A 16,454-nucleotide genomic window follows, 5' to 3' on the forward strand; every position below is an offset into this window, starting at 1 on the left:
GGGGGGTGCGTTCGCGGCTCCCCCGCCGGGACCGCACCCGGACGGTGCCCACACCCCGCCGGGACCGCGCCCGGACGGTGCCCACGCCCCGCCGGGACCGCGCCCGGACGGTGCCCATTGCGGTGGGGCTTGCAACTGCCCCGCCGCGGGGGACGCCTCGGGCGGTGCCCGCCCGGGGGCCGTGGGCGGCTTACCCGCCGCCGGGGGTGCCCGCGCCTGGCGGCGCGCCGCTTCGGGCGGTGCCCATTGCGTGGGGCTTGCGGCTGCCCCGCCGCGGGGGGACGCCTCGGGCGCGGCCCGCCCGGGGGCCGTGGGCGGCTTACCCGCCGTGGGGGTGCCCGCGCCTGGCGGCGCGGGGTGTTCCCACCCCCACCACCCGTGCAGATATGACGTCGGCTGACGGCCTTCTCGTGGGGGTGCGCCGCCGTCGGGGGCGAACCGCAGTCCCTCAAGGACTTCACCCCCACCGGCAGGCAGCCGCCCACGAGACACCGGGAGGGGGACGATCCGGGGGTGCCCCCGCAGGAATGCGCACCCCACCGCCCAACCAACACGTCATGACGCCAGACGCGCATTCCGAGGAGGTACCCCCGGAGTGGCACCCGACCCCACCCCCGCACAGGACGCGCCATGCCCCGCCGGGCAACCCGGGGGCGCGAGGAACTGCGCGACCAGCCCCCACCGACAGAAGATCGCGCGGCACACCCCAACAGGCACCCCGCAGCGCAAATGCGGCGCGGGGAACGGCGCGACCAACCCCCACCGGCGGAACCGCGAACCGCCCACCGCAAGCCGCATCCCCTCAGGGGCGGGGGGGAACGGCGCGAGCAACCCCCCACCCACCGCAAGCGCAGCGCAAAAGCCCCGCCGGGCACTACCGCGACCCCCCCCCACCGGCGGAAGGCCCCGCGTCACCGGCCCGGCGGAGCCACGAACGCGTGCGTCACCTCCAGCAGCCACGCCGTCTCCGCGTCCAGCGTGCCCGCCACCGGCCAGGTGGGACGCACGGCCTCCGCCTCCGGCCGCCGGCCGGCCCGGCGGTTGGCGAGGGCCGCGGCGATGGCGGCCGCCTCCCGCGCGGCGGCCATCGCGGGCCCGCCCTCCAGCCCCGGCGTACCCCCCGGCTCGAAGTACGGCCGCAACGCCAGATGCGCGTCCCGGATCTCGATCACCCTCCGGTACAGCGCGAAGGTCGCCCGCCGCGCAGGCGCCCGCCGCGCAGGTGCCCGCCGCACAGGTGCCCGCCGCGCGGTCACCCGGCGGACGGGCAGCCACCACCGGGCGCCCCACCGGGCGCCCCCTTGGCCGCCCTGGAGGGCGATCTCCGGCAGCTCCGCGCACAGCGCGGACCAGAGCGGCTCCAGCGCCCGGTAGGACCGCCGCGCCCGCCACCACCGCAGCGGCCCCCCGAGGAGTACGGGCCAGCGCGTCGCGGACGCGCCGCCGGCCGCCAGGACGGCGACGGCCACCGACAGCGACGTGGACGGCAGGTCCTCCCCGACCCCCTGGTGCCCCGTCCGCAGCACCTGCGTGATGTCGTGCGCGGACCAGCCGGTCCAGACGATGCCCATGCCCGCGGAGAGGGCCATGAGGAGCAGCCCGGTGCGCAGCACCCCGTTGGCCTCCCGCCGGATGTGCCCGGCGAGGGCGCCGACGAGCATGGCGAGGCACCCGATGCCGTAGACGGCGAAGAGCAGCTCGTATCCGGCGAAGAGCAGCCGGCGGCCGTCCCCGACGGTCACCGCGTCCGGGCTGACGGTCACGAACGACGCGGCGAACATCCACGCGGAGGCGGCCTGCACGAGCACTCCGGCGGCGATGTGCCGGTGGACGGGCCCGCGGTCGTCCGTGGAGCTGCGCAGTGTGAGGGCGATGAGCGCGATGCACGTGAACGCGCCCATCTTGAGCGCGTGGACGAGCGCGACGATCGGCGCCCGCGCCGCGAACAGCCGCCCCCACGCGTCGATGCTGCTGGGGGCGTTGAGGACGAGGGAGCTGCCGACGCACAGGGAGAAGGCGTAGATGTAGCGCTGCGTCGCGTCGCCGCCGGCCGCGGAGAAGCGGTAGCCGGCGAAGACGAGGAAGACGGCGGCCGCGGCGTACGCGGTGAGGTCGGTGACGTCGGGGACGTGGCTCATCCGGCGCCGCCCATCGGCCCGTTGCCTGCCGACCGTTCCGAACTCCCGGGCTGCTCCGGGTGGTCGGCGCCCCCGGACCGGACCGGACCGGACCACTCGGATTCCGGCCGCTCGGATTCCGGCCGTTCGGACCCCGGCCGCTCGGACCCCGGCCGCTCGCTGCGGTCGAAGAGCGCCTCCAGGCTGCGCGCCCGCGCGGCGAACGGCGGCGGCGACCAGTGGGAGACCCGGGAGAGGATGAGCGAGGCGACGATCTCGGCCTCGCGCTCCTGCGGTTCGGTGTAGATCGTGCGGCCGAGCACCCGCTCGACGAGCGCGGGCGACAGCCCCGGCATCAGGGTGCGGGCGGCGGCGTCGAGGGTGGCGCCCCCGCTGCCGTCCTGGTGGCCGCACAGCAGGTGCGCGGCTTCGTGCAGGAGGATGTGCTGCTGGTGCAGCGGCGAGGTGTCGGCCGCGTAGAGGATGTAGTCGGCGTGCGCGGTGGTGAGCAGCAGTCCGCAGGGGAGGTTGGGCCGCCCGGTGACGGGGACCAGCTCGATCGGCCGCCCGCGGCAGTCGGCCAGCGTGTCGACGAAGTCCGCGATGTCGAACGGGTCGGCCAGGTTCAGGGCTGCCACGAGGCGCCGGCACCGGTGCCATAACCCCCGTCGGCTCCGGCATAAGCCCCGCTGGCTCCGGTCACGCGCCACCTGGAGGCACCCCACTTCCCGAATCTCCCCGGTGTCCCCGGGCCGCCCCGGGCGGGTCAGCCCGGAGTGCTCGGCGGATCGCTCCCCTGCTCCCGACGGGCAAGTACGTCGATAATGTCACTGATCGTACCCACCGCTTCGGGTGACAGGTTGACGGCCCGCAGCGCGATGTTCCGTACACCGGCGTCCCGCAGGGCCGTCAGCAGCTCCAACTCCTTGGTGATGGCGGCGCCTTGGGCGTCGTCGAAAAAATACGCAACCGGAACCTGGAAGAACTGCGCCAGGACCTCCAGATGGCGCTTGGTCGGGTTGTCCCGGCGCCCGGTGCGCAACTGCCACAGGTAGGTGGCCGAGAAGCTCTCGCCGGTGGCCTCGCGGCAGGCCTTGGCGACCTCCTCGTGGCTGTACTGCTCGCGGTTGGGGCGGCGGACGGCACGGAAGAGGGCGTCGATCTTCGCGGCGAGCGTCTGCGGCTGCCCCGGCGCCGGGGACTGTGCCTGCTGCTGCGGCTGCCCCTGTGCGTGAGCCTGCGCCTGCGGGGCCGTCTTCGGGGCGGTCTGCGACTGCGGCTCGGGTACCGTCGGATCCGATTCGGCCATGTCGCACCTTTCGTCGACACCAGGTTGCGCCCTGCGCCCCGCGGCAGCCAGATGTACGCACGCCACATGTGCCCCGCCCCGCGGCGCGGGTCATACTAGCCGCCGCCCCGCGCCCGGCCCGGTGGCGGAATGGTGAAGACGCCGCCCGGCACCGCTTCCCGGCGTCAGGTCCAGACGCCGGCGCGGGCGGCGGTGGCGGCGGCGCGGGCGGCGTGCCCGGCGTCGCGGTCCGTGGGCGCGCGACCGGTGTTGAGCAGGGCGTAGTAGAGGGGCGCGGACACGGCGGCCACGACGGCGTGCGCGTCGGTGCCGTCCGGGACCTCGCCGCGGGTGACGGCGTCGCGCACACAGCCCGCCCACTCCTCGATGCGCACGGCGTAGAAGCGGTGCAGCGCCTCCGCGGCCTGCTCGTTGCAGAGCGAGGCGGCGATGAGGGCGCGGAAGAGGGGCCCCTGGCGCGGGTCGGCGAGCGTCGTGACGACGAGCCGGGCGTTGGCGAGCAGGTCGTCCTCCAGCAGGCCGGTGTCGCTGCGCGGCGAGGACTGCTCGGCCATGTCGCCGAGCAGGTCGGCGGCGAGGGCGCCGGGGGTGCCCCAGCGCCGGTAGACGGTTGTCTTGCCGACCTCGGCGCGGCGGGCGACCTCGCCGAGGTCGAGGGCCTCGAAGCCGGATTCGGCGAGGACGTCGCCGGCGGCGCGCAGCACGGCGGCGCGGACGCGGGCGGTACGGCCGCCGGGCCGCAGCGTGCCGGGGGCGGCGGCGTCCGGGGCGGTGGGGGTGGCAGCGCCTGGCGTGCCGGACATGGGGGCCTCCTTCGTACGGCCTGGGCCGCCCGGGGGCTGTTCGGGGCGACTGACACCATCCTATCGGAACCACAGTTCCCTTACGGGTCGCGCAGTGCTACCGTCATGGACGTAACGGAACGACAGACCCGTTAAGCGCCTCGGGCGGTACACCGGCGTACCCCCGCACGGCCCGCACACCCCTGTCACCCCGCGACCCGCCCTCCCGAAGGGACTCCCCGCCATGTCCACCACCGGCTTCCGCGGCCGCACCGCCGCCCCGCAGATCCCCGCTCCCGCGTCCCCGGCCGCGCCGCCCGACCGCCTCACCCGCCGTCTCAAGCTCGTGCTCGCGGTGCTGCTGACGGCGCAGTTCACGCTCGCCGTGGACTTCTCGATCCTCAACGTCGCACTGCCCGACATCGGCGAGGGCCTCGGCTTCGCGCTGCCCGACCTGCAGTGGATCGCGACCGCGTTCGCGCTCGCCGCGGCCGGCTTCACCCTCTTCTTCGGCCGCATCGGCGACCTCGTCGGCCGCAAGCGCGTCTTCGTCGGCAGCGTCGCGCTGCTGGGCCTGGCCTCCCTCGCCGGCGGGCTGGCGACGTCGCCCGCGGTGCTGCTGGCCGCGCGCGTCGCACAGGGCCTCGCGACGGCCGCCGCGACTCCCGCGGGCCTGGCGCTGCTGACCACGGCCTTCCCCGAGGGCCCGCTGCGGCGCAAGGCGCTGGGCGTCAACGGGGCGCTGATGTCGGCCGGTTTCACCGCCGGTGCGATCCTCGGCGGGGTCCTCACCGACCTGCTGTCGTGGCGGTGGGCCTTCTTCGTCAACGTGCCCGTCGCGCTCGCGGTCGTCGCGATCGCCCCGGCCGTGATCAGCGAGTCCCGCCCGGCCGTACGCCCCCGGCTCGACCTCCCCGGCGCGCTCACCGTCACCGGCGCCCTGCTCTCCCTGGTGTACGCCCTGACCTACGCCGGATCGCACGGCTGGACGGCGGCCCCCGCCCTCGTCGGATTCGCCGCGGCCGCGGCGTTGCTGGCGGCGTTCGGGCTCGTCGAGCGGCGGGTCGCGGAGCCGCTGGTGCCGCTGGGCGTCCTGCGCCTGCGCTCGGTGGCGTGGGGCAACGTGATCGGCCTGCTGGCCTTCGTCACCGAGACCTCGCTCGTCTACCTGCTGACGCTCTACCTCCAGAAGACCCTCGGCTTCTCCCCGCTCGCCGCGGGCGCGTCCTTCGGCGTGCTGGGCCTCGGTACGGTCGCCGGCGGCCTGCTGGCCCCCCGGGTGATCGCGGCGACCTCCACCCTGACCGCCCTGACCGCCGGGGCGCTCGTCCAGGCCGCCTTCACCGCGTCGCTGCTCTTCCTCGGCGGCACCACGGGCCCGGCCCTGGCCCTGCTCCTCCCGGCGACCTTCTTCGGCGGCGTGGGCAACATGCTCGTCATCGTCGCCTTCATGATCACCGCCACCTCCGGCCTCCCCGACTCCGCCCAGGGCCTGGCCACCGGCCTGGCGTCGATGAGCCAGCAGGTCGGCATCACCCTCGGCACCCCCCTGATGTCCACCGTCGTCACCGCCACCACCCCCGCCCTGGCCACACCCGCCGCCCTGCACCACGGCGTGACGGCAGCCATCGCGGCCAACACCGCCCTCGTCCTCGTGACCGCGGCCGTCCCGCTCCTCTTCCTGCGCTCCCGCCGCGGTGCGAAGCGCGCATGATCCGTGAAGCCGTGAGAGCAGCCGCCACCGGCACGGGCGGCTGCTCTCTCGGCGTCACGGGCCCGGCGCACGCCGCCGCCTGCGCGGGCGGGCGGTGGTGGCGCCCGGCGGGCCCGCCCCGCCAGGGACGGACGCGGGGCGGCCACCCCGTCACGACCTTCCGCCGTGGCGACGGCGCTCCACGCGAACGGGGCGATCACCTGCGGCCCCGGCACCGGGCGGCCACGGCGGACCAGCGGCGGGCGGCGGTCAGCGGCGGGCGGCGGTCAGCACCGGGCGGCAGACCACCTGCGGCCCCGACGCCGGGCGGCGGTCAGCACCGGGCGGCGGTCAGCGGCGGAGGAGGATGCCCTCCTCCACCGCCGCGAGGACGTCCTTCAGCAGCGCGTTGAGCCGGCCGGCCTGCTCCTCCGGGATACGCGCGACGACCCGGGCGTGCGCGGCGGTCACCGCGCGGACCGCCGCCTCGGCCGCGGCGACCCCCTCCGGGGTGAGCCGCACCCAGGAGCTGCGGCCGTCGTCGAGGGCGGCCTCACGGGTGACCAGGCCCGCGGCCACGAGGCGCTTGAGCAGGTTGCTGGTCCCGCCGGAGGACAGCAGCAGGGCGTGCGTCAGGTCCGTGGGCTTGAGCCGGTAGGGCTCGCCCGTGCGCCGCAGTACGGCGAGGACGCCGTACTCGGCCTGCGTGAGCCCCAGCTTCTCCAGGGCGCGCGCCGCGACCTCGTCGAAGGCCGCGGTGAGCAGGGCGCTGCGTTTGGCCAGTTCGAGCGGCAGCCCGGCAACCCCGGGCAGCTGGACGTGCCAGGCCGTGACGATGTCGTCGACGTGGTCCGGCTCCGCCGCCATGACCGCGCCCTCCCTTCGCCGTCCGCGCGCCGCCTGCCCGCCGAGCGTAGCCCACGGGGCAGCCGCCCCGGCGGTCGTGCGCCCGCGGTTGCCCGCGCCCGGGAGCCGGCGTAGGGTCATGCTCGACAGAAAGCTTTTCCAAAAGCTTTCTGATTAACCACTACCGGCACGACACCCTCGGGGAGCGGACCATGCAGGCTCAGATCGCGGTGGCCTACCACAGCGGGTACGGCCACACGGCCAGGCAGGCGGCGGCCGTGGCCGCCGGCGCGGCGGAGGTCGCGGACACCGCCGTACGGCTCGTCCCGGTCGCGGAACCGGACGACGAGCTGTGGCGGGCACTGGCCGCCGCGGACGCGATCGTCTTCGGCACCCCGACTTACATGAGCGGGTCCAGCGCGGTCTTCCGCGCCTTCACCGAGGCCACGACCGGCGTGTGGGGCGACGGCATGCAGTGGAAGGACAAGATCGCCGCGGGCTTCACCAACAGCGGCACCATGTCCGGCGACAAGCTCCACACCCTCGTCGACCTCGCCCTCTTCGCCGCCCAGCACGGCATGATCTGGGTCGGCCTGGCGGAGTACGGCGGCTGGAACACCACGGCCGGCAGCAGCGAGGACCTCAACCGCCTCGGCAGCTGGCTCGGCGCGATGTCCCAGTCCAACAACGACGAGCCCCCCGACCTGGCCCCCTCCGCCTCCGACCTGCGCACCGCCGCCGCCCTCGGCCACCGCGTGGCCACCGTCACCCACCGCCACCTGCGCGGCGCCGCCGCCCTCACCCCCGCCCGCTCCTGACCCGGCGGGCGCTCACCCGGCGCCCGTGCGGCTCCCGTCCGCCACCCCGAGGCGCGCCTGCTCCTCCTCGACGATCCGGCGCGCCAGCTCGGTGTCCGACACGTCGACCGCGTCCGGGGTGGCCTCGGCCACGGCACTGCGCCGGGCGTAGGCGTCGAACAGCCGCGCCTTGTCCTCCAGCATCCTGACCATGCGCTCGTCCACTCCCCCGGTGGCGAGCAGACGGTGCACGCGCACCCGCCGGACCTGGCCCATCCGGTGCGCCCGGGCCACCGCCTGGTGCTCGGTGGTCGGCTTGACCTGGGGTTCGCAGATGACGACGACGGAGGCCGCCTGCATGTTGAGGCCGATGCCCGCGGCCTGGATCTGCGCCAGGAGGACGGCGGGCCCGGCGACCGCTGCGAAGTCGTCGACGATCTGCTGCCGCCGCCCGGCGGGGACACCGCCGGTGAGCGGCCCGAACACCGGGGCGCTCCGGCCGCCCGGCGGGGCGAGCTCCGCCGCCACCACGCCCAGGACGTCCTTGAAGTGGGAGAAGACCACCGTCTTCAGCCCGTTCTCGGCGGCCTCCTGGACGATCTCCCTGAGCCGTTCCAGCTTGGCCGACGCCCCGGGACGCATGTACGCGGCCCTGCGCATCGCCATGAAGTTGCCGGCGCGCACGGCCTCCCGGTAGGCGTCCTCGTCCGAGGCGCTCAGCTCCTCCCACTCGTCGGTGTGCTGGACGCTCGGGAGTTCCGTCAGCACGTCCTCCTGGTTGCGCCGCAGGTAGACCGGGGCGACGGCCCTGCGGAAGGCGACCGATCCGGCCGGCGCGCCGCTCTCGCCGAGGGACTCCGCGACACCGGCGTCCAGCATCGCCACGAGGTTGCGGAATTCCGCGACCCTGTTCTCCATCGGCGTTCCGGTCATGAAGAGGACGCGCTCGCAGCGCTGCGCCCACAGTGCGACCGCCTGGGACCGCTTGGCCTCCGGGTTCTTCACGAAATGCGCCTCGTCGACCACGAGCAGACCCAGCTGCCCGCCGTCCGGCGCGGGGAAGCCGCGGAGGGCGTCGAAGGTGGTCACCCCGATCCCGCCCCGCTCCTTCCAGTCGGCGAAGGCGCCGCTGCGGTCCGGGCCGTGGAGCACCGCTGCCCGCAGGGCGCTGCGGGACTCGATCTCCCGCACCCAGTTCACCAGGACGCTCGACGGGCAGACGATCAGGAAGTGGCTGCGCCCCTCGGCGGCCAGGTGCGCCAGGACGGCGATCGCCTGGACGGTCTTGCCGAGTCCCATCTCGTCGCCGAGCACCACCCGGCGCTGCGCCAGGACGAACCGGGCGCCGAACGCCTGGTAGCCGCGCAGCGAGACCCGCCGGTGCGTGCCGTCGAGGTGCTGGGCCCGTACGCGTTCGGCGATCCCGTCCGGCAGGAAGCCCTCGGCGCGGGCGGTGTCGGGCAGCCGCCCGGAGATCTCGGCGAGCAGGCTGTAGTACTCGGCTGAGCGCAGCTCGAAGTCCACCCAGGCGGCGACACCGGGCGAGGGGCCCCTGAGCAGGTCCACCGACGCCTGGGCGAACAGCCCCGGCAGGCCCGCCCGTTCCGCGTCGCCGGCCAGCGACCGGATCTCTTCGACCGCGGCCCGCGCGCGGGCCCTCCTCTCCCGGCCCGCCAGCAGCATCCGGACCCGTCCGGCGGCGGGCCCGGCATCCGCCAGCAGCGGCCCGAGCCGTTCCGCCAGGGCCGCGGCCTCCTCGACCGCGCGCCGGGCGTCCGGGCCGGCCTCGACCAGCACGTGCAGCGCCACGACGAGCGCCGTGGTGGCCGGGTCCGGCCGGTCCACGTCGATGTGCACGGCCACCGTCTCGTGAACGGCGTCGGAGAGCCGGCGCGCGGCGGCGAGCATCTGGTCGGCCGTACGCTGCCCGACCCCGGGAATCTGCCGCAGCCGGTACGCACCCGCGTCGAGGACGCTGCCCACCGTGCGCAGCCCGCTCTTCTCGACGCTCCCGAGCCGCAGCCGCCCTTCGGTGACGTCCTGGAGCCGCGCGACGGGTATGGCGTCCAGCTCCCGCCGTACCGCGGCCTCGTGGAGGGGTTCCAGCGCCGCCCGCACGCCCTCGACCGCGTTGCGGTGGTCACCGGCCACCGCGCGCGCCGACTCGTGGAGCCGCGCTCCTCCGGCCATCACGTCCCGCTCGCCGCGTCCCACGTCCCCCGCCCCTCTCCGCCCGCCCGCCCTCATCCTTCCACCGGCGGGGCCGGAGCCCCGCGGAGCCGGCGGACAGGGGTGGGGCGTGGCGGTCGCGGAGGCTCCGCGGGTCAGGCCGAGGGCCTCCTGACCAGCTGCTCGCTCAGCTCCCACAGCCGCCGGGCGGACGCGGGGTCGACGGAGTGCGGGACGACGTCGACCGGGACCTCGGCGTCGGGGTCGGTGAGGTCGACGGGCCTCGGGTCCTCGTCCAGCGGGGAGATGTCGCTGTTGTTGAGGTACACGCCACCGATGCCGTCGAGCAGCGGGCTGGTGGCCGCGAACACGATGGTCGCGGCGCCCTGTTCCGGCGTCTTCTTCCCACGGTCCGGGTCGATGACCGGCGCACCGGAGGCGTCGATGAGGCCCATGGCCCGCTGTGCCTCCTCGCCGACCGCCCTGTTGAAGGCGGTGGCGGGCACGATGCCCGGGTGCGGGGCGTAGGCGCGGATCCCGTCGGCGGCCCAGCGGCGGTCCAGCTCGACCGTGAACAGCACGTTGGCGGTCTTCGACTGGGGATAGGCGAGGGCGGGGTCGTACCGGCCGGTGGTGAAGTGCGGGTCGTCCCACAGGATGTCGGACATCCGCTGGGCGCCCGACGTGGTGGTGACGACCCGGGCGCCGCCGGCCGCGCGCAGCGCGGGGTGGAGGCGCAGCGTCAGCTGGAAGTGGCCGAGGTGGTTGGCCGCGAACTGCGCCTCGTAGCCGCGCGCGTCGTGGACGATCCCGGCCGAGCCCGGGAAGCCCGCGTTGTTGATCAGGATGTGGAGCGGCCGGCCGGAGTCGAGGTAGCCGTCGGCGAAGGCGTCGATCGACGCCGGGTCGAGCAGGTCCAGCCGGCGGACCTCGACGTCGCCGATCCCGGCGACCGCCCGCTCGGCACGGCCGGTGTCGCGGGAGCCGACGGTGACGGAGGCGCCGGCCCCGGCCAGCGCGCGGGTGGCCACGAGGCCGAGCCCGGAGTGGCCGCCGGTGACGATCACGTTCCTGCCGGTGAGGTCGATGCCCGCGATGACGTCGTCGGCGGTCGAGGAGGGGGTGAACCCGGAGCCGAGGGGGTGCTGGTCGTGCGTGGCGAGTCGTGTCATGCCTCCAGAGTGCTGCGCGGCCCGCGGATGATGAATAATTGCCGATCCGTGTTTTCTTCGCGAGAGTACGGGGATGGACAGGGACCAGCTCTCCGAGGTGTTCGACCTCGTCGAGGTACGCGGTGTGCTCTCCGGTGGGTTCTCGGCCCGCGGCCCGTGGGTCTCGCGCGGGGCGCTCGGGACGCCGCTGAAGTTCTTCGCCGTGGTGAGCGGCCGCGCCCGGCTGCGCACGGACGGCATCGGGTCGCCGGTGGAGCTCGCGCCGGGTGACGTCGCCCTGCTGAACCACCGCTCGTGGCTGGAGCTCGAAGGCGGCACCGGCGACGGGCCGCGCCGCGAGATCCTGCCCGAGGAGAACGCCCCCTCGACCGATCTCCTCGGTGTCGACGTCGACACCGAGGACGTGGTGGTCGGCGGCCGGGTCGACCTCAACCCGACCGGCCGGGCACTGCTGGAGCACGCGCTCCCGCCGGTCGGGCACGTCCGGGCGGCGGCGGCGGGCTCGGACGGTCTGCGCGCCACCGTCCACCGGCTGTTCGACGAGGTGCGCACACGCCGGATCGGCGCGGAGTTCGCGATCCGCCAGCACGTGCAGCTCCTGGTGCTGGAGATGGTGCGCGCCTACGCCCACCAGGCCGAACTGCCGCCCGGCTGGCTGCGGCTGCTGACCGACGAGCGCCTGCGCCCGGCGATCGGGCTCATGCACGCGGAGCCGGGGAGGCCCTGGGGCCTGGAGGAGCTGGCCCGCGCCGCGGCGATGTCGCGCACCTCCTTCGCCGAGCGCTTCCGGACCGTGGCCGGCGTCCCGCCCCTGGCGTACCTCGGCCGCTGGCGGATGCTGCTCGCGCAGCAGGCCCTGCGCGACGGGGACGTCCGCGTCGGCGCCCTCGCCGCGGAACTGGGCTACACCTCCGAAAGCGCGTTCAGCACCGCGTTCAAACGCGAGGTCGGGGTGTCGCCCCTGCGGTACCGGCAGCGCGTACGTACGCAAGGGCTCGGGGCCGTGGCCCAGCGCGCCGGCGCGTAGGAGGACCTCGCACCGCCCCGGAAACGGCCTGCCCCGCACGACGGACGGCCGCGCCCCGGCGCCGGCGGACCGCCGTGCGCCGGGGCCGGGGCCGCGCCGGCCGGTCCGCCGGTCCGCCGGTCCGGCGCCCGGCCGTCAGTCCAGCCGGATGACGCCCGCCTGGATCGGGGCGTCCTCGGCGTAGGGAGCGCCGGTCACCACGAAGACGAGGCCCGGCCGGCCCCACGGCCCCGGGCCGGACAGGGGGATGGTGAACCGGCTGTAGCCCCTGGGCATCGCGGACGACACCCGCGTCCACGCGGCGGGATCGCCGAGGGCCCGGTTGACGAAGAAGTCCGCGTCGCTGTTGGCGCTGAGGACGATGGTGCCCATCGGGCCGCCGGAGTCCGACCACGCCACGGTCGGGGCGGCCGACGGGGCGTACCCGTCCTGGTCGAGGAGTTCCAGCGCCGGGGCCGGGCCGAACGCCTCCGGGTCGCGGGCGAGCTTGTAGCGCACCGGGTAGTACGTGTCCGAGACCCCGTACTCGTACGTCATGATCCACAGGCTGTCGTGCACCTGGGCGACGGTGATCATGCCCGGCCGCCGGCTGTACTCCTCGCCCACCGCGTCGTCGACGACCGGACCCCAGTGCCGCAGGTCCCTGCTGGTCTGGTGCGCCAGCTTCTGCCCGTAGGCCGGGTCCCGCTGGTCGGAGTAGTAGCAGACGAGCCGGTCACGGTGCAGCAGCAGGAACGGCTCCCACACCGGCGTGTTGCCGTTCTCCGGGTTGGGCGGGCCGCCCACGGCCACCGTGCTCAGGAGCGTCCAGGTCAGGCCGCGGTCGACGCTCGCGTACAGCACGATCCGCGTGCTCGTGGAGTCCAGGGAGTTGGCCGCGCACAGCACCGCGCCCTTCGGCAGGCCGGCGAAGGCGCGCGGCAGCTCGTACAGGAACGGCTGCAGCCAGATCTTCCCCGGGTCGCCGCCGGCGGGGACGCTGCTCCACGGACGCCACGTACGGCCGCCGTCGTCGCTGCGGAAGATCTGGAACCCACCGGGCGAGCTGAACTGCTGGAAGGTCGCCAGCAGGGTCTGCGATCCCCCCGGCCGGTCCGCGCCGAGCCGTACGGCCCGGGCGTACGACGCGCCTGACCCCGGGTCGGTCACCGTGACGGGCCCGAACGTGTCCTTCGCCGGCGGCCTGCCGGGCCCCGCCGGGGCCGCTGCCGCCGACGCCGTGTTCCCCAGCGAGAGCGCCGCCACCGCGGCACCGCCCGTGCCGAGCAACGCCCTGCGTGTCAGACGGGCCGCCTGCCCGGTCCCGCCGTCCGCCTGCCGTCCATCGGTGGATGCGATCCACCGCGAATCACGACCATTACGCATGGTTCACCTTCGCTCGAGTTAGATCGGCGGGCGGGACGTTACGCGCAACGTTGATGCGGGGTCAACGGTCCTGCACGCCGAACGCGCTCCTTCTGGCGAAATTTGAAAAAACGAGCATGCATGAAGGCGTCAGAATCTTTTGTTGCGCTGATCTTTGCGATGATCTCCGGCCCGCGCGGCACCTCCGCGGCGTGCCCTGGGCGGCCTTCCGGCCGGCACGCGCTGAACTACCCTTCTCCCCGTGAACCAGCCCGCAGGTGTGCCGTCTCCGCCGTCGCCGCTCGGCGTGCGCGACCTCAACCGGCTGCGGGTGATCGAGTCGATCTACCTCCATCCGGGCTGCAGCCGGACCGACATCACCCGGCGCACCGGTCTTTCGCGCGGCACCGTGTCGAGCGTCGCCGAGGAACTCGAGCGCGCCGAACTGATCCGCGAGCACGAGGCCCCCGGCGAGGAGCAGCGCCACCGCGGCACCGGACGGCGGCCCACGCTCCTCTCGCTCGTGCCGGGCGCGGCGTTCGCGATCGGCATCGACATCGGCCGCGAGCACGTCCGCGTGATCATCTGCGACCTCGCCGGCGAGCCCGTCGCCGAGCACTGGTCCCCCGCACAGGTCGACGAGGCGCCGTCCGCGACGCTCGACCTCGCCCACGACCTGGTGCAGCGGGCGCTGCGGGACGCGGCGGTCACACCGGACCGGGTGCTCGGCGCCGGCGTCGGGCTGGCCGCGCCGATCGATCCGGGTACCGGTGAGGTCGGGACGGACGGCATCCTCCCGGGCTGGCAGGGAGTCGTCCCGGCGGCCGAGATGCGCCGACGGCTCGGCGTCTCGGTACAGCTGGCCAACGACGCCGACGCCGGGGCTCTCGGCGAGAACGTCTTCGGCGCCGGTCAGGGCATCGACGACATGATCTACGTCCGGCTCTCGGCCGGCGTCGGCGCGGGGCTCATCCTCGCCGGCCGGCCCTACCGCGGCGCCCGCGGCACCGCCGGGGAGATCGGCCACGTCTGCGTCAGACCCGACGGTGTGATCTGCCCGTGCGGCAACCGGGGGTGCCTGGAGACGGTCGCGAGTCCCGTGTCGGTGGCGCGGCAGCTGGAGCACGTCATCGACCGGCCGGCCGCCGACCGGTTGCCCGCCCTGCTCGCAGCGGGCGACCGGCGGGTACGGCGGGCGGTCGCCGACGCCGGTGAGGCCGTCGGGTTCGCCCTGTCCGCGGTCGTGAACGTCCTCAATCCCGAACTGGTCGTCGTCGGCGGTGAGCTGGCCGCGGCGGGCGAGGTGCTGCTCGAGCCGATCCGCGCCACCATCCACCGGCACAGCCTGACCGGTGCCGCCACCGCGGCGAAGGTCATCACCGGTGTGCTCGGCGACCGCGCGGAGGTCCTCGGCGCCGCGGCGCTGATCCTGGCCCGGTCACCCGCCGCGCTCGCCGAGCGCATGCGCACGTCCGCGTAGCGCAGCCCGCCCGCGCCCCCACGGGCGGGCCACCGGCGTCGGGCGCTCGTCCGCACCCGCGGCGCGACCGGCCGGGACGCGTCCCGGCCCCCGGCTACGGGCGGGACGCGCCGGTGGGGCCGGTGGCGGCCCAGGCAGCGTCGATCATGCCGAAGATCTCGTCCAGCGCGGCGTCCGGGTCGGGCGCCTCGCGCGCCAGCGCGTAGGCGTCGATCACGAACCTCGCGACGGTCCGGCTCGCCGTCGCGGTCCGTGACAGCGCGGGATCGGCGGCGATGGCCGCCGCCAGCGACTCCGCGTGGCGCAGCCTCATCGACTCCTCGTACTCCCGCAGGGCGGGGGTCTCGTGGATCATCCGCCAGGTGGGCGTGGCGGCCTCCCCCGTGCAGTGGCGGACGAGGGACCGGATCTCGCGGTGCAGTGCGGGGACGAGCGGCTCGTGCGGCTCCCGGTCGGTGACCGCCCTCGTGAGGCGCTGCTCGAAGTCGTCGTCCCGCTCGAACACCAGCGCCTCCTTGGAGGCGAAGTGCGAGAAGAGCGTGGTGACGGCCACGTCGGCCTCGGCGGCCACTTCACGGATCCCCACCGCCTCGTACCCGCGCTCCAGGAAGAGCCGGAGAGCGGCATCGGCGATCTTCTGGCGGGTCGCGGCCTTCTTGCGCTCACGGCGGGTGGGCGGCGGCACGGTCATGCACTGACCCTAGCAGATACGTATCCGTAGCGACTACGAAAAGCTAACCGTTAGTGTTACGGTCGCCGCATGAAGAAAGTGAGCTTCGCCGAATTCGGCGGCCCGGACGTCCTGCACCTCGTGGAGGCCGAGGAGCCCCGTCCCGGCCCCGGCCGCATACGCATCGCCGTCCGGGCAGCGGGCGTGAACCCGGTCGACTGGCGGATCCGTGAGGGCCAGAAACTGGGCGCCCACCCCGTGGAGCTGCCCTCCGGGGTCGGGCAGGACGCCGCCGGGGTGGTGGACCAGGTCGGCGAGGGCGTCGAAGGGGTCGAGGCCGGGGACCACGTCTTCGGCGAAGGCTCCAGCACCTACGCCGAGTTCGCCGTGCTGTCGGCGTGGGCCCGCATGCCCGGAGGCGTGACCTTCCAGGAGGCGGCCGGGTACCCCTCCGTGGTGGAGACCGCGCTGCGCGTCCTGCGCGAGGTGGGCGTGCGGCCCGGGCAGACGCTGCTCGTCAGCGGCGCGTCCGGAGGAGTCGGCTCGGCGGTGCTGCAGATCGCCCGCGAGCGCGGCATCACGGTGATCGGCACGGCGGGTGGCGCCAACCAGGACTACCTGCGCAGCCTGGGCGCCCTCGCCACGACCTACGGCGAGGGCTGGGCCGGGCGGGTGCGGCGACTCGGCCGTGTGGACGCGGCCCTGGACGTGGCCGGCTCGGGCGTGATCCGCGAGCTCGTCGAGCTGACGGGGGACCCGCGCAAGGTCGTCTCCATCGCCGATCTCGGTGCGCCGCGGTTCGGTGTCCGTTTCTCCGGCGTGGCCGGGAGCATGCCGGAAGCACTCGCCACCGCGGCCGACCTCGTCTCGCGGGGAAAGCTCCGCATCCCGGTCGAGAAGGAGTACACGCTCGCCGAGGCCGCGGCGGCGCACGCCGACAGCCGGGCGGGCCACACACGCGGGCGCCGCGTCATCGTCGTGCGAGGCCCGGCCTCGGATGCGGGCGCGGACACCGCCGCCCGTTGACCCTGCCGGCTTCCGGGCCGGG

Annotated in this window: 14 protein-coding genes; 5 read left to right on the top strand and 9 right to left on the bottom strand. The window is 75.0% G+C overall.

Features of this window, described 5'->3' with window-relative positions; genetic code table 11:
• Positions 1 to 911: 911 nt before the first annotated feature.
• The 4 genes from ACH4SE_RS27740 to ACH4SE_RS27755 form a co-directional block, all read right to left on the bottom strand.
• A complete protein-coding gene (locus ACH4SE_RS27740) occupies positions 912 to 2,138 on the bottom strand; it encodes an MAB_1171c family putative transporter (protein WP_398546219.1) in 1,227 nt (408 codons plus the stop codon).
• Positions 2,135 to 2,755, bottom strand: coding sequence for a ParH-like protein (locus tag ACH4SE_RS27745; RefSeq protein ID WP_398546220.1), 621 nt, complete (start codon positions 2,753 to 2,755; stop codon positions 2,135 to 2,137). The genes ACH4SE_RS27740 and ACH4SE_RS27745 overlap by 4 nt, the downstream gene beginning before the upstream one ends.
• A 128-nt stretch (positions 2,756 to 2,883) precedes the next feature.
• On the bottom strand, positions 2,884 to 3,426 hold the full coding sequence (locus ACH4SE_RS27750; protein WP_398546221.1) for an XRE family transcriptional regulator: 543 nt from the start codon (positions 3,424 to 3,426) through the stop codon (positions 2,884 to 2,886).
• A 164-nt stretch (positions 3,427 to 3,590) separates the two neighbouring features.
• Complete coding sequence (locus ACH4SE_RS27755) at positions 3,591 to 4,229, bottom strand: TetR/AcrR family transcriptional regulator (protein ID WP_398546222.1); 639 nt, start codon at positions 4,227 to 4,229, stop codon at positions 3,591 to 3,593.
• 223 nt (positions 4,230 to 4,452) lie between these two features.
• On the opposite strand from ACH4SE_RS27755, the gene ACH4SE_RS27760 reads away from it, so the two are divergent.
• The gene (locus ACH4SE_RS27760) at positions 4,453 to 5,922 is read left to right on the top strand and encodes an MFS transporter (RefSeq protein WP_398546223.1); all 1,470 of its coding nucleotides are present in this window, start codon (positions 4,453 to 4,455) and stop codon (positions 5,920 to 5,922) included.
• Between the two features lie 330 nt (positions 5,923 to 6,252).
• Here ACH4SE_RS27760 and ACH4SE_RS27765 read toward each other — a convergent pair whose 3' ends face one another.
• Complete coding sequence (locus ACH4SE_RS27765) at positions 6,253 to 6,768, bottom strand: MarR family winged helix-turn-helix transcriptional regulator (RefSeq protein ID WP_398546224.1); 516 nt, start codon at positions 6,766 to 6,768, stop codon at positions 6,253 to 6,255.
• Positions 6,769 to 6,959: 191 nt separating this feature from the next.
• On the opposite strand from ACH4SE_RS27765, the gene ACH4SE_RS27770 reads away from it, so the two are divergent.
• A complete protein-coding gene (locus ACH4SE_RS27770) occupies positions 6,960 to 7,565 on the top strand; it encodes a flavodoxin family protein (protein ID WP_398546225.1) in 606 nt (201 codons plus the stop codon).
• A gap of 12 nt (positions 7,566 to 7,577) precedes the next feature.
• Here ACH4SE_RS27770 and ACH4SE_RS27775 read toward each other — a convergent pair whose 3' ends face one another.
• Positions 7,578 to 9,791: a DEAD/DEAH box helicase gene (locus ACH4SE_RS27775; RefSeq protein ID WP_398546226.1), complete on the bottom strand. Its 2,214-nt coding sequence runs from the start codon at positions 9,789 to 9,791 to the stop codon at positions 7,578 to 7,580.
• Between the two features lie 77 nt (positions 9,792 to 9,868).
• Positions 9,869 to 10,885 carry an SDR family NAD(P)-dependent oxidoreductase gene (locus ACH4SE_RS27780; protein WP_398546227.1) on the bottom strand — a complete coding sequence of 339 codons (1,017 nt, stop codon included), beginning with the start codon at positions 10,883 to 10,885 and terminating at the stop codon, positions 9,869 to 9,871.
• Between the two features lie 73 nt (positions 10,886 to 10,958).
• Here ACH4SE_RS27780 and ACH4SE_RS27785 point away from each other — a divergent pair, with 73 nt between their 5' ends.
• Positions 10,959 to 11,912 (top strand): AraC family transcriptional regulator, encoded by a 954-nt coding sequence (locus ACH4SE_RS27785; protein ID WP_398546228.1) that lies wholly within the window; start codon positions 10,959 to 10,961, stop codon positions 11,910 to 11,912.
• A gap of 135 nt (positions 11,913 to 12,047) precedes the next feature.
• Here ACH4SE_RS27785 and ACH4SE_RS27790 read toward each other — a convergent pair whose 3' ends face one another.
• A complete protein-coding gene (locus ACH4SE_RS27790) occupies positions 12,048 to 13,181 on the bottom strand; it encodes a sialidase family protein (protein WP_398546229.1) in 1,134 nt (377 codons plus the stop codon).
• A 337-nt stretch (positions 13,182 to 13,518) separates the two neighbouring features.
• Here ACH4SE_RS27790 and ACH4SE_RS27795 point away from each other — a divergent pair, with 337 nt between their 5' ends.
• Positions 13,519 to 14,736 (top strand): ROK family transcriptional regulator, encoded by a 1,218-nt coding sequence (locus ACH4SE_RS27795; RefSeq protein WP_398546230.1) that lies wholly within the window; start codon positions 13,519 to 13,521, stop codon positions 14,734 to 14,736.
• Between the two features lie 94 nt (positions 14,737 to 14,830).
• Here the strand turns inward: ACH4SE_RS27795 and ACH4SE_RS27800 are convergent, their stop codons facing one another.
• Positions 14,831 to 15,427, bottom strand: coding sequence for a TetR/AcrR family transcriptional regulator (locus tag ACH4SE_RS27800; protein ID WP_398546231.1), 597 nt, complete (start codon positions 15,425 to 15,427; stop codon positions 14,831 to 14,833).
• Between the two features lie 69 nt (positions 15,428 to 15,496).
• Between ACH4SE_RS27800 and ACH4SE_RS27805 the strand changes: the two genes are divergently transcribed.
• Entirely contained in the window at positions 15,497 to 16,432 is a 936-nt protein-coding gene (locus tag ACH4SE_RS27805; RefSeq protein ID WP_398546232.1) for an NADP-dependent oxidoreductase, read from the top strand.
• Positions 16,433 to 16,454: the final 22 nt, after the last annotated feature.

This window comes from Streptomyces sp. NPDC020983 (genome assembly GCF_044333485.1).
GTDB lineage: Bacteria > Actinomycetota > Actinomycetes > Streptomycetales > Streptomycetaceae > Actinacidiphila.

Excerpts from the sequence above, each read along its gene's own strand:
- ACH4SE_RS27740 (WP_398546219.1), bottom strand. The coding sequence starts at position 2,138 with ATGAGCCACGTCCCCGACGTCACCGACCTCACCGCGTACGCCGCGGCC.
- ACH4SE_RS27770 (WP_398546225.1), top strand. The coding sequence starts at position 6,960 with ATGCAGGCTCAGATCGCGGTGGCCTACCACAGCGGGTACGGCCACACG.
- ACH4SE_RS27760 (WP_398546223.1), top strand. The coding sequence starts at position 4,453 with ATGTCCACCACCGGCTTCCGCGGCCGCACCGCCGCCCCGCAGATCCCC.
- ACH4SE_RS27785 (WP_398546228.1), top strand. The coding sequence starts at position 10,959 with ATGGACAGGGACCAGCTCTCCGAGGTGTTCGACCTCGTCGAGGTACGC.
- ACH4SE_RS27800 (WP_398546231.1), bottom strand. The coding sequence starts at position 15,427 with ATGACCGTGCCGCCGCCCACCCGCCGTGAGCGCAAGAAGGCCGCGACC.
- ACH4SE_RS27805 (WP_398546232.1), top strand. The coding sequence starts at position 15,497 with ATGAAGAAAGTGAGCTTCGCCGAATTCGGCGGCCCGGACGTCCTGCAC.
- ACH4SE_RS27755 (WP_398546222.1), bottom strand. The coding sequence starts at position 4,229 with ATGTCCGGCACGCCAGGCGCTGCCACCCCCACCGCCCCGGACGCCGCC.
- ACH4SE_RS27775 (WP_398546226.1), bottom strand. The coding sequence starts at position 9,791 with ATGAGGGCGGGCGGGCGGAGAGGGGCGGGGGACGTGGGACGCGGCGAG.
- ACH4SE_RS27750 (WP_398546221.1), bottom strand. The coding sequence starts at position 3,426 with ATGGCCGAATCGGATCCGACGGTACCCGAGCCGCAGTCGCAGACCGCC.
- ACH4SE_RS27780 (WP_398546227.1), bottom strand. The coding sequence starts at position 10,885 with ATGACACGACTCGCCACGCACGACCAGCACCCCCTCGGCTCCGGGTTC.
- ACH4SE_RS27765 (WP_398546224.1), bottom strand. The coding sequence starts at position 6,768 with ATGGCGGCGGAGCCGGACCACGTCGACGACATCGTCACGGCCTGGCAC.